Origin of the sequence: Paenarthrobacter nicotinovorans, from assembly GCF_007670255.1 — a bacterium.
GTDB lineage: Bacteria > Actinomycetota > Actinomycetes > Actinomycetales > Micrococcaceae > Arthrobacter > Arthrobacter nicotinovorans_B.
The window spans coordinates 261,336-272,881 of the sequence record NZ_SZVS01000006.1 but is presented as its reverse complement, the minus strand read 5'-3'; the positions used below and the strand labels follow the sequence as shown (position 1 = coordinate 272,881).

Below are 11,546 nucleotides of genomic sequence, written 5' to 3'. Positions count from 1 at the left end.
ACGCATGACGTCCGCACGACGCCGGCCCGCCGGTAACCCTTCAAGGGACCGGTCTGCCCAGCCTTCTGCCGGTGGTGCTGCGTACCGTGGCAAGGCACGTCGGGGAGCCCGTACCCGCGCGTTCGCGGCGATGTGCGTGGCCTTGGCAGCCATGCTGGTCCTCAGCGCCTGCACAGTCCCCTTCCTGCCGGGCCCCTCGGCGAAGCCCTCTACCAGCACTGTGGAACCATCCATCGCGGCGTCGGCGCCCAAGGGATTGGAGAAGTTCTACTCGCAGTCCGTGGAATGGAGCTCCTGCGGGGACGGTCTCCAATGCGGCAAGGTGCGTGTCCCCATGGATTACGCCCAGCCAGGTTCCGAGGAAATCTCCCTCGCGGCCATCAAGCTTCCCAGCACTGGGAAGAAGAAGGGCTCCATCCTTGTCAACCCCGGTGGCCCCGGCGGCTCGGGTGTGGACTTCATCAAGGATGCCGGCACAACGCACTTCACCGAAAAGCTCCGGGCCAACTACGACGTCGTAGGCTTCGATCCGCGCGGTGTGAAGGACTCGGCGCCGGTCAAGTGCATGACCGACGCCGAACGCGATGCCGCGCGCGCAAAAGTGTTCCGCAAGGATACCGATGAGGGTCTGGCAGCCGCCATTGCCTTCAACAAGTCCTTCGCCGAGCAGTGCGCCCAACAAACCGGTCCTGTCCTGGGACATATCGACACCGTCAGCGCCGCGAAGGACCTGGACATCCTGCGCGCCGTGGTCAATGATTCCAAGCTCAACTACCTCGGGTTCTCCTACGGAACGTTCCTCGGCTCGACCTACGCTTCGCTCTTCCCCGACAACGTGGGCCGGCTGGTTCTTGATGGAGCCGTGGACCCGTCCATCAGCAACGAGGAACTGACTGCGGGACAGGCCCGCGCCTTCGAAAAGGCCATCCACACCTACGTGGCGAGCTGCCAGAAACAGAACCAGTGCCCCATGAGCGGCTCCGTGGACAACGGCGTCCAGGAAATCAGGGACCTCATCAACGCAGTGGACCAGAATCCGCAAACAGCCAAGGACGGCCGGCTGGTGACCGGCAACGACTTCGTCAATGGCCTGATCCTGCCGCTCTACAACGACCAAAGCTGGCCGGCGCTGACCCAGGCACTGGACAGCGCCTTCTCCGGAGACGTGTCCCAGATGATGCGGCTCGCCGACCTCGGAGCGGACCGTGAGCCCAACGGCACGTACAGCTCCAATTCGGCCTTCGCGTTCCAGGCGATCAACTGCCTGGACTACCGGATGGTCATGGACACTGCCGGCATGCGTGCCGAGGAGGCCCGGCTTCTCCAGGAGTCCCCCACCTTCGGCTCATTCTTTGCCTACGGTGGCGTGAACTGCAAGGACTGGCCGTACCCCAACACGCGCACACCTGCACCGGTCAAGTACTCCGGCGAAGCCCCCATTGTGGTGGTCGGCACCACCGGAGACCCCGCCACCCCCCTGGAATGGTCCCAGTCGCTGCGCAAACAGCTTGGGAACGCATCCCTGGTTACCTGGGAAGGCGAGGGGCACACCGCCTACGGCCGCTCGAACTCCTGCGTCAGCACCGCCGTCGACGACTACTTTGTTGACGGAAAGCTGCCGCAGGACGGCCTCACCTGCTAGAGGTGCCTGGCTTCCCGCTTCTCCACCAGGAGCGGGAGCTGCTTGATGGAATCGACGACGACGGTGGCACCGGCCGCGCGCAGGGTCGCCTCAGAGTGCGAGCCAGTCAGCACGCCGGCGATAAGTGATGCCCCGGAGCGGACGCCCGAGAGCATGTCCGAGCTGGTGTCGCCGACCACCGCGACGTCCCGCACGTCATCCAAGTCAAGGGCGAGCACGGCGGTGAGGATCATGTCCGGGTAGGGTCGTCCCCTTCCGGCGTCCGCCGGGCACAGGCTGAGGTCGGCCAGGCCCATCCATCCCAGGGACTCGAGCACCATGTTCTGGGTGTGGCGCCCGAACCCGGTGGCCAGGCAGATCCGGATGCCGGACTCCCGCATCCACAGGATGGCGTCCTCCGCGCCGGCGATGGCGCGTACTCCGCCGTCTTCGATGAGTTCGTCATAAGCCCGCTCAAATACTTTGTTTGCACTGCTGGCCACCGCGGGGTCCTCGAAGAGGTGGCTGAAAACGGTCATTTTGGAGAACCCCATGGTGTCTCGGGCGTAGCCCAGCATGCTTTCAAAGCGGCTGCTCCCCGGCTCAATGCCGTGTTCAGCCAGAGCGCGGGACAGGGCCTGTTCGGTGCGGCCGTCGTCGGTGATGGTGGTCCCCACCATGTCCACAACTGCCAACCGCAACCGCTTGGGTGTGGCGTTGGCGTCCCTGGTCAGTGCATCCCCGGTCATTGAGCGGCTCCTTCGGCTGGTGGTGTGGCGCAGCGACGCCACAAGTGATTCCCCAGCTTCCGGTGGCCGGGAAACGGATGCCTGAACCCGGTCCAACGCCCGGGTGAACATCCCCGCAACGGCGGTCCCTGCGCTCGTTTTGACCGGGGCGCGGTGCCTCTATTACAGTTATGTCTTGCGTGATCGGCCGGGAATCCGGCGATGGACGCGGTGCTTCCTTAGCTCAGTCGGTAGAGCGTTTCACTCGTAATGAAAAGGTCATCAGTTCGATTCTGATAGGAAGCTCGGTTGAACCCCCGGAGATCTGCGGATTTCCGGGGGTTCTTATTTTTTGGTCAGACACCAGGCATCATGCCAGCGGGCCCCACAACGATCCGCTCCTCCGGCGAGTTCCGGTTTCCGCCTGCGGCGCACAAGCGTCCGACGGCGGACGGTCACCCGGTAGAGTGAGCCACACTATGGATGACCCTCCTTCACATATGCCCAGGCCCCTCTGCTCATTGACCGGATTGCCGGTTTCCACGGGAGAGGGGCGCCCGAATGTATGAGTGGATCATGCTCGGCATAGGCCTTGTCCTCACTGTCGGCACTGGATTCTTTGTTGCTTCGGAATTCGCACTGGTCAACCTGGACCGCGCTGAACTCGAGGCCCGCCAAGCCCGCGGCGAAAAGCGGCTGGGGCCAACCATCAAGGCCCTCAAAATCACCTCCACGCACCTCTCCGGCGCGCAACTTGGTATCACTTTGACCACGCTGCTCACCGGATACACCTTTGAGCCTGCCATCAGCAGCATGCTCAGCGGACCCCTGCAGTCTTTGGGACTGCCCGCAGCTTTGGTCCCTGGGGTCGGAGCCGTGGTGGGTATCTTCGTGGCAACCGTGTTCTCCATGGTGATCGGCGAGCTCGTTCCCAAGAACTTCGCGCTGGCCCTGCCGTTGGCAACTGCCAAGGTGGTAGTCCCCTTCCAGGCTCTGTTCACGGCTGTTTTCAAGCCGGCGATCCTGCTGTTCAACAACACCGCCAACAAGATCATCCGTTCCTTCGGCATCGAACCGAAGGAGGAGCTCTCCGGCGCCCGCTCGGCAGAAGAACTGTCATCGCTGGTACGCCGTTCCGCGACTGAAGGCCTGCTGGACCAGGACCACGCCGAACTGCTGAACAGGACCCTGCGCTTCTCCGAGCACACCGCTGGTGACGTCATGACTCCGCGTGTCCGGATGGTTGCCGTGGATGCTGATGACACGGCGGCCGAAATCGTCGCCCTCGCATCAGCTACCGGATTCTCGCGGTTCCCGGTGATTGGCCGGGACCGGGACGAGGTGCTGGGTGTCCTGCACGTGAAGCAGGCCTTCGCTGTGCCGTTGGAACAACGTGAAGCAGTGACCGCAACGGAACTGATGACCCAACCGCTGTATGTTCCGGAATCCAAGGACGTCGACTCTTTGCTGGTTCTCCTGCGGAAGCAGGGCCTGCAGGTCGCTATCGTCTCGGACGAACACGGCGGAACTGCGGGGATCGTCACCCTCGAAGACCTGGTGGAAGAAATCGTGGGCGAACTTGAGGACGAACACGACCGTGCCCGCGCCGGCGTGGTCCGCGTTGGCCGCTCCATCACCTTTGATGCCTCATTGCGACCCGATGAACTGCTGGACCGCACGGGGATCGTGGTTCCGGAAGGCGAGGAATACGACACCGTCGCCGGTTTCATGTCCGACCAGTTGGACCGTGTGCCGGAGCTCGGCGACGAAGTTGCCATCTCCGGAGGTGTCCTTCGCGTGGAACGCGTAGCAGGAGCCCAGCTGGGACGCATCCGCTTCACGCCGGATCCCGACGCGGAAACAACCAGCACCCACGACCAGATCGTTGACAAGATTTCCGAGGAGCTCGGCCATGAGTGAGTACCTTCCAGGCATTATCTGGCTGGTCATCCTGCTGGTGGTCAACGCCTTCTTCGTTGGGGCTGAGTTCGCCGTGATCTCGGCCCGTCGTTCGCAGATCGAGCCCAAGGCCGAGGCCGGCAGCAAGGCCGCCAAGACGACACTGTGGGCCATGGAGCACGCCACCCTCATGCTGGCCACGAGTCAGCTGGGCATCACCGTGTGTTCCTTGGTGATCCTTAACGTCTCCGAACCTGCCATTCATCACCTGCTGGAGATTCCGCTTGGCCTGACGTCACTCCCGGCAGAAGCCATTGGCATCATCGCGTTCGTGGTGGCTTTGCTGCTGGTGACGTTCCTGCACGTGGTCGTGGGCGAGATGGTCCCGAAGAACATCTCCTTCTCCGTCCCGACCCGGGCAGCCCTGATCCTCGCTCCCCCGCTGGTCCTGGTGGCCAGGATCTTCAAGCCGGTGATCTGGACCCTGAACGGGATCGCCAACTCTGTGCTCCGCCTCTTCCGGGTGGAACCCAAAGACGAGGCCACCAGCGCCTACACACTGGACGAAGTGGCCAACATCGTTGAGCAGTCCACGCGGGTGGGCACGCTGAATGACACCAGCGGAACGTTGACCGCCGCTTTCGAGTTCACGGCCAAGAGTGTGGGCGATGTCGAGGTTCCGATCGCCGAGATGGTGCTCCTGCCTGCCACGTCTGCACCGGCCGACATCCAGCGGACGGTCGCGGAGCACGGCTACTCCCGGTACATCCTCACCGACGCGAACGGGGAGCCATCGGGGTACCTTCACTTGAAGGACGTCATGGACCTGACGACGCCGGAGAAATTCAACCGGCCCGTACCGGAGAAGCGGATCCGCCGCCTCGCCTCGGTGTACGTGGGAAGTGAACTTGAGGATGCTTTGGCTTCCATGCGCCGCAGCGGTTCGCACGTTGCCCGCGTCTTCAACGCCGAGGGCGTCACCACCGGCATGTTGTTCCTTGAGGACATCATTGAAGAGCTGGTCGGTGAAGTCCAGGACGTGACGAGCGCCTGATAACGCAGTGAAGCCCCGTGCCCACCAGGGAGCACGGGGCTTCACTGCGTTAACCGGCCGGAAGCAGGTCCGGCATTCGCTTGCGACTCAGTCAAATCCACAACGACCGATCCTGCATTCGTCTTAACAGACTCGATGCCCTTTTTGGCGGCTGCTTTGGTGGTGTAGGACTCACCGGTGGCGATGACCTCACCGTTGGCGGCTTTGAGCCGGAAACGGTATCCCCCTGAGCTGTCTTTGTAAATTTCGAACTTACCTGCCATTGCCGTGCTCCTCCTTGTAGCTGCCGGTCTGGGGCCGGCCTATCAGGGAACTGCTCAACGAGGTCATCGTAGCGCCAGGGCTGGGTGCCAAGCCGAAACGCCGCGCATTCATTCTTCGCCAGCATTCAGTAGGCACCCACCACCCGTTGCGGGGCCCTCTCTGCGCCCCAAGATCAAGCCAAAGCGCGCAGAGCGGGCCTCGCAACGGGAGTAGTCAGGAAACCAGGGCGCGGTACCTCGCCCGGCGGGCCTGCAGTCCGGCAGCACCCGTCAAAAGCAGGCCTTGGAGTTCGACGGCGATCACCGCACCGAGCCGGCGGCAGAAGTCACCGGGTTCCTTCGCGGCGTCGGGCCGTTCCTCCACCACCACGTCCACTATTCCCCGGTCCGCGAGCACAGCGGCCGTGATGCCTTGGCTTTCGGCGAGCGCGGGAGCCTGGGATGTGGTCCTGTGGACGATGGCCGATGCCCCTTCCGGTGGGAGCGGGGCCAGCCAGGCGTGCTGGGCGGCGATGGTGCGGTCGGCGGGAAGGAGCGCCAGTGCTCCCCCGCCGGTTCCTTGCCCCAGCAATACCGAGAGTGTGGGCGTCGCCAAGGCCAGGAGGTCGTAGAGCGAGCGGGCGATTTCGGCCGCCAGCCCACCTTCTTCGGCGTCCTTGGAGAGCGCAGCTCCCGGGGTGTCGATAACGGTGACCAGCGGCAGCCCGAGTTCCTGCGCCAGCCGCATCCCGCGCCGGGCGTCACGCAGGGATGCCGGCCCCATGGACTGGCCGGAAGCGTGCCCCACCACCACACAGGAGGCCTGACCAAAGCGGGCAAGGGCCACCAGCATGCCGTGTTCCTTGGCTCCGTCCCCGGCACCGCGCAGCAGCACGGTGTTCCCGGACGCCCGCCGCAACAGCTCCTCCGTGGATGGCCGGCGTGGGTCGCGGGAGCGCACCACGGAATCCCAGGCTTGCGGCACATCGGACGGAGCAACGACCGGAGGGGCCACCGCAGGGCCACGTCCCGGCGAAAGCAACAGGTCCAGCACCCGGCCGAAGTAGTCACCCAACCCCTCGGGAGGCACGACGGCATCAACCAGCCCATGGTCGCAGAGGTTCTCGGCAGTCTGGACTCCGGCCGGAAATTCTTCGCCGTGAAGGGCGGAATAGACCCGGGGTCCCAGGAACCCGAGCAGGGCCCCCGGTTCGGCAACGGTCACGTGTCCCAGCGAACCCCACGAGGCCATGACCCCACCCGTGGTCGGGTGCCGGAGGTACACCAGGTAAGGCAGCCCCGCCGCACGGTGTGCCTGGACCGCAGCAACAATTTCCACCATGGCCAGGAAGGCGGACGTGCCTTCCTGCATGCGCGTTCCGCCTGAGGCGGGCATGGCGATGAGTGGCAAGCCCTGTTTGGTGGCGCGTTCGACGGCGGCCACCAGACGATGTGCCGCATCCCGTCCGATCGAACCGGCCAGGAATGCGAAGTCGGAAACCACGACGGCGACTCTATGGTTCCGGATCCGGCCCTCCCCGGTGAGGATTGACTCGTCGCTGCCGGACTTGTCGGCGGCGGCAGCCAGCTCGGCGGCGTACCCTTCAGGGACGGACGGGAAGCCGTCGGCCCCGCGAACGGGAGCATCCCACGAAACGAAAGTCCCGGCGTCGAGCGTTGTCTCCAGCAGTTCGCGCGCGCCGAGGCGCCGCCGGGTAGCGGTTGTAGTCATCCGGCAGCCTCCCCTGTTTCGAGCCAACCGCGGATCTCCTCGTCGTGCTGGTTAAGCACTGGAGGTGCAGAATGGGCCCGCCGGGTGGCTTCCGCCCCCGAAACGTTGTCGAAGAACCGCAGCGGCGGTCCGGGCAGGGTGACAGCTCCAAGCACGGGGTGGTCAACGTCGATCAGCAGGCCTTGGGAAGCCAGTTGGGGCCACTCGTAGACCTCTTTCAAGGAGCGCACCTTCCCGGCGGGAATCCCCGCGGCGGCGAGCTTCGCCAGCAGCGGTTCGGGGTCGTAGCCGGCAAATGCTGTTTCGACGACGTCGATCACGTATGCGCGGTTCCGCACACGGTCAGCGTTGGTGGCAAGGCCGTCGGCTGCGGGGTCGAGGCCGAAGGCGGAGGTGAAGGCCGCCCACAGCTTCTCGCTGCCGACGCTGATCTGCACGCTCCCGCCCCGGCAACGGAAGAGCCCGTACGGCGCGATGGAGGGGTGGTGATTGCCCTGGGCTTCGGGCGACTCCCCCGCGACCGTCACCTTGGTTCCCTGGAAAGCATGGACCCCTACGAGCGAAGCCAAGAGGGACGTCCGGACCACTTGCCCTTGGCCGGTCCGCTCGCGTTCCAGCAGGGCCGCGACCACCCCGTAAGCGCCATACATGCCGGACAGGAGGTCGGCGATGGGAACGCCGACGCGCTGCGGGTCGTCCGGGCCGGAGCCGGTGAGCGACATGAGCCCGGCTTCGCCCTGGAGAATCTGGTCGTAGCCGCTGCGATGGGACTCCGGGCCGTCATGGCCGAAACCGGTGATGGACAGGATCACCAGACGCGGGTTGATGGCATGCATGGCGTCGGTACTGAAGCCAAGCCGTTCAAGAACGCCCGGCCGGAAGTTCTCCACCACCACATCGGCACGTTCGAGGAGTTGGCGCAGGACTGTCCGGCCGTCGTCGCTCTTGAGGTCCAAGGCCAGGGACTCTTTGTTGCGGTTGCAGGAGAGGAAGTAGGTGGCCTGAGGATCGTCCTCGGGGCCGACGAAAGGCGGACCCCACCCGCGGGTGTCATCCCCCGTGCCAGGATTTTCGATCTTGATGACCCTCGCGCCGAGATCACCCATCATCATGGCAGCGTGGGGGCCTGCGAGTGCGCGGCTGAGGTCCACCACGAGCCTGCCGGACAGCGGGCCTCCGGTGTCCTGAAGCGCGGGTGCCGGTTCGGTCAGTGCTGAAGTCATGGAAGGCTCCTTGCAGCTCAGTTGCCCAGGCGGGACAGGAGGACGGCGACGGCGGCAGAGACTCCCCCGGCCAGGGAACCTTCCAGCTCGGGGGCGAAGAAGGGCGAATGGTTGACCGGGACTGGTCCCGGACCGTCGAACACAGCAGCAGGCGTGCCGCCGAACATCCAGAACACGGACGGGACGCCGATGGCCGTACCCAAGTGTCCGAAGTCTTCGCTGCCCATCATCGGCGGGGTAACCTCGACAGACTCAGCCCCCAACGCACCGCGCAGTGCCTCCAGAACGGAAGGTACGGCGTCGGGGTCGTTGTAGCACTGCGGGAAGCGGTACAGCTCCTCGATCTTCGGGCTCGGTGCTCCGGAGGCAGCTGCTTCGGCCTCGATGATCCGTCGGACCGCGGCCAGGACCTGGCCGCGGACCTCTTCGTCGAAGGTGCGGATATTGAGGGTGAACTCCGCGGAAGCGGGGATGATGTTTTCCTTCAGTCCGGCGTGGAAGGTTCCGATCGTGACGACGGCGGACTTCCGGGGATCCAGCTCGCGGGACACGACCGTCTGCAGCCGGGTGACCATGTGGGCTGCCATGACGATGGGATCGATGGAATCCTGGGGCTGGGAGCCGTGCGACTGCTGTCCGTGGACCGTCACGCGGAGGGAGTCGGCCATGGCTGCCACCGGACCGCTGGAAATCGATACTGTGCCGACAGGCCGCGGCATGACGTGCTGCCCGAACACCACTTCCGGGCGGGGAGCCCTGTCCCAGAGCCCGTCCTCGAGCATGGCGAGCGCCCCGGCGGCCGTTTCTTCACCGGGCTGGAAAATCAACACCAAGGTTCCGCTCCACGTGTCCCGGTTTCCGGCAAGGATCTCCGTGGCCCCCAGCAGGCTGGCCACGTGGGTATCGTGGCCGCAGCCATGCATCACCGGAACCTCGGAACCGTCCAGCATTCCCGTGTCCGTGCTGGCATAGTCCAGGCCGGTGGCCTCTTCGATGGGCAGCCCATCCGTGTCTGCGCGGAACGCGACCACGGGCCCTTCACCGTTGCGCAGGATGCCGACCACCCCTGTCCCGCCGCAGCGGAAGTGGTCTACCCCGAGCCGGTCGAGCTGTTCCTCGATAAGGCCAGCCGTGGCGTGCTCCTGCATGGAAAGTTCGGGGTGTGCGTGGAGCTTGCGGTAGAGCTCGTGGAGCGCCGTGGTCTGTTCGGTATCGAGCTGGAGGACAGTGGCTGTTTGGGTCATGGTCTTCTTCTTTCTGCTGCGTGCTGACGGTGTGGGCGGCGGTGGCGGCTACTCGATGTGGATGGGCTTCGCGGCCGCAACCTGCTTTCCGCGGAAGAACCACGCCAGCAGGATGGTCCCCAGCACGGCGATCGCGGTGGACACCATGGCCAGCGACGGCACCAGGGGCAGTACCACGAAGACGACGACGGCGGACACCACCAGCGCGAATACGGTGGTGCGGGGCTGCTTCATGGAGACGATGGCCTGGACCAACACCGCGCCGAGGACGGTGGGCAGGACATACAGCCGGGTAACGGTCAGCACCGACGGCGGAATGACGCTGATAAGCCAGCTGCCCAAGAGGCCGACGAAGATGGCGAGCGAAACCAGGTGCACCACTGCGGCTCCGCAGATGGCAACGACGGCGGCCAGCTCGGCCCGCTTGCTTCCCGGCTTTGCGCCGATGTTGGTTTGGGCAATCAACGCCGCGGGCAGGAGCTTGTTGGAAATATTGCCGATCATGAAGGCCTGGTACATGGCTGCGGGGCCGAGGATCGGGAAGTAGGTCAGCGGCTCCACGATCCAGATGATGCCGAATGTTGCGGCGACCGCGGCAAAGGCGATCCAGAGCTGGGCCGGCGCGATGTCCAAACCACCGGCGAAGACCAGGTACAAGGGACCGGCCACTGAGATGAGGAGTCCGGCGATCATGGTGATCTGCCCCCAGCGGGACGTGGTCCGGCTGAAGTCCGCCATGGCATTCGTGGTGGCTGAGGTGGTGAGGGTGGAGGTCATGGTGTTTGTTCCTTTCGTGTCCCTGACGGTCTCTCAGGCGGCCAGTCCGGGGGCGGCGGCCAGGAAAGCGGCACCGAGGCCGATGACGATCGAGAAGCCCAGGCCCCATTCGCGCAACCAGCTCTTGCCGAGCCGCTTGGCCAGCAGCAGGCAAAGCCCCATGACGGCGGCAGAGACCACGAAGGAGAGGACGTGGATGCCGGACTTGGGAAGTTCGGTCAGGCCAAGGCAGGAGAACGCACCGATCAATGCGGCTGCCGGGACAATCGCCATGGCGGCCGGATTCACCGAGCGGATCTTGGCGTCACCCTTGCGGAGGATTGGAGTGAGGATCAGGGTGGCCAGCATCCACATGGCTCCGCCGATGCTCATGGCGAAGAAGGCCACCGCGAAGACGCTTTGGGTGTAGCTTGCGTCGCCGAGTTTGGCCCCCATGGAGCCGGCTGCGATGCCCGCGGCCGAGACGTCATAAGCTGCCGAGCCGATGAGGCCGATCCTGGAGAGGACCGCCGGGGCGCCGAACAGGCCAAGGAGGGCGATGGCTACGAGGGAGACAGCGAGAGAAGGACCGATTGCCGAAACCGCCCCGGATCGGAACGACGTCCGGATGTCCTGGCTGCTCATCTCCACAGACGGTGCGGCGCGGCGGGCTGCCTTCATGAAGATGACGGACTGGATGATGATGACGCCGAACACGCCTGCCACGCAGATCCACAGGACGGGATTGTTGGCGACGGCGAGGATGTCAGTTGAGCCGCCGGATGCGAGGGGTTGGCTTGTGAGCGGTTGAAATGCCAGGGGTTGGTGCATGGGAAACCTCCGGGTGAAAGCCCCGCTGCATCTTCACTTCCGAACCACGTTGTGCGGTCGCGTTGCATTGGGGGCGAAACCAGCCCATCGACCGGATCGGCCAGTGGGTTAGCAACACCTTCCGCCATGAGCCGGATCACACACAATAGCTGACGGAATCCGCCAAACATCTGGCCGAAACAGTCAAACGGCACCGCTTGGGCGGCGCACCCTTCC

Annotated in this window: 10 protein-coding genes and 1 tRNA gene; 4 read left to right on the top strand and 7 right to left on the bottom strand. The window is 64.8% G+C overall.

Annotation, left to right across the window (positions count from 1 at the left end; all coding sequences use genetic code 11):
* Window positions 1-4 precede the first annotated feature (4 nt).
* On the top strand, window positions 5-1,642 hold the full coding sequence (locus FDP28_RS11820; RefSeq protein WP_144661622.1) for an alpha/beta hydrolase: 1,638 nt from the start codon (window positions 5-7) through the stop codon (window positions 1,640-1,642).
* Here the strand turns inward: FDP28_RS11820 and FDP28_RS11815 are convergent.
* Entirely contained in the window at window positions 1,639-2,370 is a 732-nt protein-coding gene (locus FDP28_RS11815; RefSeq protein WP_144661621.1) for an HAD family hydrolase, read from the bottom strand. The two genes, FDP28_RS11820 and FDP28_RS11815, sit on opposite strands and share 4 nt — an antisense overlap.
* Before the next feature lie 212 nt (window positions 2,371-2,582).
* Here FDP28_RS11815 and FDP28_RS11810 point away from each other — a divergent pair.
* From FDP28_RS11810 to FDP28_RS11800, 3 genes are all read left to right on the top strand, one after another.
* Window positions 2,583-2,655, top strand: a tRNA-Thr gene (locus FDP28_RS11810).
* Between the two features lie 255 nt (window positions 2,656-2,910).
* Window positions 2,911-4,269: a hemolysin family protein gene (locus FDP28_RS11805; RefSeq protein WP_144661620.1), complete on the top strand. Its 1,359-nt coding sequence runs from the start codon at window positions 2,911-2,913 to the stop codon at window positions 4,267-4,269.
* Entirely contained in the window at window positions 4,262-5,302 is a 1,041-nt protein-coding gene (locus tag FDP28_RS11800) for a hemolysin family protein (RefSeq protein ID WP_144661619.1), read from the top strand. The genes FDP28_RS11805 and FDP28_RS11800 overlap by 8 nt, the downstream gene beginning before the upstream one ends.
* A 41-nt stretch (window positions 5,303-5,343) precedes the next feature.
* On the opposite strand, the gene FDP28_RS11795 is transcribed toward FDP28_RS11800, so the two are convergent.
* The 6 genes from FDP28_RS11795 to FDP28_RS11770 form a co-directional block, all read right to left on the bottom strand.
* Complete coding sequence (locus FDP28_RS11795; protein ID WP_144661618.1) at window positions 5,344-5,565, bottom strand: YegP family protein; 222 nt, start codon at window positions 5,563-5,565, stop codon at window positions 5,344-5,346.
* 214 nt (window positions 5,566-5,779) lie between these two features.
* A complete protein-coding gene (locus tag FDP28_RS11790) occupies window positions 5,780-7,276 on the bottom strand; it encodes a carboxyl transferase domain-containing protein (RefSeq protein WP_144661617.1) in 1,497 nt (498 codons plus the stop codon).
* Window positions 7,273-8,499, bottom strand: a complete 1,227-nt coding sequence (locus tag FDP28_RS11785) for a CaiB/BaiF CoA transferase family protein (RefSeq protein WP_144661616.1) — start codon at window positions 8,497-8,499, stop codon at window positions 7,273-7,275. The genes FDP28_RS11790 and FDP28_RS11785 overlap by 4 nt, the downstream gene beginning before the upstream one ends.
* 17 nt (window positions 8,500-8,516) lie before the next feature.
* Window positions 8,517-9,743, bottom strand: coding sequence for an amidohydrolase (locus FDP28_RS11780; protein WP_144661615.1), 1,227 nt, complete (start codon window positions 9,741-9,743; stop codon window positions 8,517-8,519).
* Window positions 9,744-9,791: 48 nt separating this feature from the next.
* Window positions 9,792-10,520: a hypothetical protein gene (locus FDP28_RS11775; RefSeq protein WP_144661614.1), complete on the bottom strand. Its 729-nt coding sequence runs from the start codon at window positions 10,518-10,520 to the stop codon at window positions 9,792-9,794.
* 33 nt (window positions 10,521-10,553) lie between these two features.
* On the bottom strand, window positions 10,554-11,330 hold the full coding sequence (locus FDP28_RS11770) for a DUF5058 family protein (RefSeq protein ID WP_144661613.1): 777 nt from the start codon (window positions 11,328-11,330) through the stop codon (window positions 10,554-10,556).
* Window positions 11,331-11,546 lie beyond the last annotated feature (216 nt).

Coding starts and splice junctions, on each gene's coding strand:
- FDP28_RS11820 (WP_144661622.1), top strand. CDS start 5: ATGACGTCCGCACGACGCCGGCCCGCCGGTAACCCTTCAAGGGACCGG.
- FDP28_RS11815 (WP_144661621.1), bottom strand. CDS start 2,370: ATGACCGGGGATGCACTGACCAGGGACGCCAACGCCACACCCAAGCGG.
- FDP28_RS11805 (WP_144661620.1), top strand. CDS start 2,911: ATGTATGAGTGGATCATGCTCGGCATAGGCCTTGTCCTCACTGTCGGC.
- FDP28_RS11800 (WP_144661619.1), top strand. CDS start 4,262: ATGAGTGAGTACCTTCCAGGCATTATCTGGCTGGTCATCCTGCTGGTG.
- FDP28_RS11795 (WP_144661618.1), bottom strand. CDS start 5,565: ATGGCAGGTAAGTTCGAAATTTACAAAGACAGCTCAGGGGGATACCGT.
- FDP28_RS11790 (WP_144661617.1), bottom strand. CDS start 7,276: ATGACTACAACCGCTACCCGGCGGCGCCTCGGCGCGCGCGAACTGCTG.
- FDP28_RS11785 (WP_144661616.1), bottom strand. CDS start 8,499: ATGACTTCAGCACTGACCGAACCGGCACCCGCGCTTCAGGACACCGGA.
- FDP28_RS11780 (WP_144661615.1), bottom strand. CDS start 9,743: ATGACCCAAACAGCCACTGTCCTCCAGCTCGATACCGAACAGACCACG.
- FDP28_RS11775 (WP_144661614.1), bottom strand. CDS start 10,520: ATGACCTCCACCCTCACCACCTCAGCCACCACGAATGCCATGGCGGAC.
- FDP28_RS11770 (WP_144661613.1), bottom strand. CDS start 11,330: ATGCACCAACCCCTGGCATTTCAACCGCTCACAAGCCAACCCCTCGCA.